This window comes from Streptomyces sp. NPDC002537, from assembly GCF_053594975.1.
The window spans coordinates 1-1,615 of the sequence record NZ_JBSFWT010000192.1 but is presented as its reverse complement, the minus strand read 5'-3'; the positions used below and the strand labels follow the sequence as shown (position 1 = coordinate 1,615).

Annotated in this window: 1 protein-coding gene and 1 pseudogene; one reads left to right on the top strand and one right to left on the bottom strand. The window is 67.5% G+C overall.

Translation table 11 applies throughout. The annotated features are described in order from the left end of the window. The coding region (locus tag ACWD4A_RS35325) for a family 16 glycosylhydrolase (protein ID WP_451200569.1) at window positions 1-964 on the bottom strand (964 nt) is incomplete at its 3' end. Window positions 965-1,422: 458 nt separating this feature from the next. Here ACWD4A_RS35325 and ACWD4A_RS35320 point away from each other — a divergent pair. Beyond that, window positions 1,423-1,615: pseudogene (locus ACWD4A_RS35320) on the top strand (chitinase); the annotation flags it as partial.

The window sequence follows — 1,615 nt, the reverse complement described above, 5'->3', positions numbered from 1 at the left end:
TGTTGCAGCCCCATATCTGCACGGGGGTGCCATTGCTGGTATTCCCGCCCGGCACATCGAGGCACTTGCCCGCCAGGCCCCTGAACGCGCCGGTGCTGTCCGCGGCGGAGGCGGAGACGCGTACGTGGTCGACGACCAGCTGCGCCGGGAACTGGGTGGCGTCGTTGGGGGACCCGGGCCAGTCGCCGCCGACGGCGAGGTTGAGGATGAGGAAGAACGGCTTGTTGAACACCCACGGCTTGCCACCGAGATCCTGGGGAGTGCGGCGCTGGTAGACGGTGCCGTCCACGGACCAGGTGACGGAGTCGGGGGCCCAGTCGACAGCGAAGGTGTGGAAGTCGTCGGCAAGCGCCTTCCCGCCGGGCAAGGTGTAGGTGCCGGTGATGCTGTTACCGCCGGAGTAGCCGGGGCCGTGCAGGCTGCCGTGGACGGTACCGGGCTCGAAGCCGACGTTTTCCATCACGTCGAGCTCGCCGCTGTTGGGCCAGGGGTTGGAGCCGATGTCGTTGCCGAGCATCCAGAACGCGGGCCACATGCCCTGCCCGCGCGGGATCTTCATGCGGGCCTCGGCGTGCCCGTACTGGGCGGTGTAGCGGCCCGCGGTATTCAACCTGGCGGAGGTGTATTCGCAATACCCGTACCAGCACTGGTAGTTGCCGGGGTTTTCGCGCTTGGCAGTGATGACGAGATGGCCCTGGCCGTCGAGCGCCGCATTGTTGTTGCCGGAGGTGTAGTACTCCAGCTCGCGGTTGCCCCAGCCGTGGCCGCCGGTCTCGGTGTTCCACTTCGAGCCGTCGGGGGCGGCGCCGGCAGGGCCGTCGAACTCGTCGTCGAAGACAGCCGAGGCGGTCTGCCGCGCCTGCGGCTTGTCGGCTGCGTTGGCTGGTGTGGTGCTGACGAGGGCCGCCAGGGCCGCGACGGCGAGTGCGGCGGTGCGCAGGGACGGGCGTATTCGCAGGTGCATGGCTGTGCCTCGGTTGGTGTGCGGGCGTGAGCGGCCTGATACGGCCTCATCATGGCCGCCGCGTTCAGCGAAGTGAAGATCGTTAACGTGATCGTGTTCCCGCACAGGGGGCCTGATCTGACCCGTCGCCGTCAAAGGCCGGGTATTCGCGTCATTTTCCGCGCGCAAAGAACCCGTGAAGAGCTCAACTGGACGACGCCACGCCGGAATCAGGCATACCGCATATTGACCCAGACCGCCAGGCCGCACGCACTCGATCCGGAACCTGCCAGCCCTGCGCGGCGCTCCCAGCCGCCTTGCACTGTCAGGTGATCGGTTTCGGCCATTCCTGTTCTGAGTGGGTCTTGTGGAGCTGCTGCGACTTGTGGCACTCATGTGCCCATTGCCCCATTCGCCTTCTGCACCCGTCCGGCTACGTGCCGGACGGGTGAGTGCGGCCCCACCAGGAGAGTCCTTTGATGCGCATTTCCCGCCGTGCCGGCATAGTCGCCAGTGTCCTGACCGCCGCTGTGACCGGCGTGGTCTTCACCGGCCCCACCGCCTCGGCCGTGGACAGCACCGGCGCGTTCAGGGGCCTGGCGGGCAAGTGCCTCGATGTGCCGGGCGGGAACACCAGCAATGGCGCCCCCGTGCAGATATGGGGCTGCAACG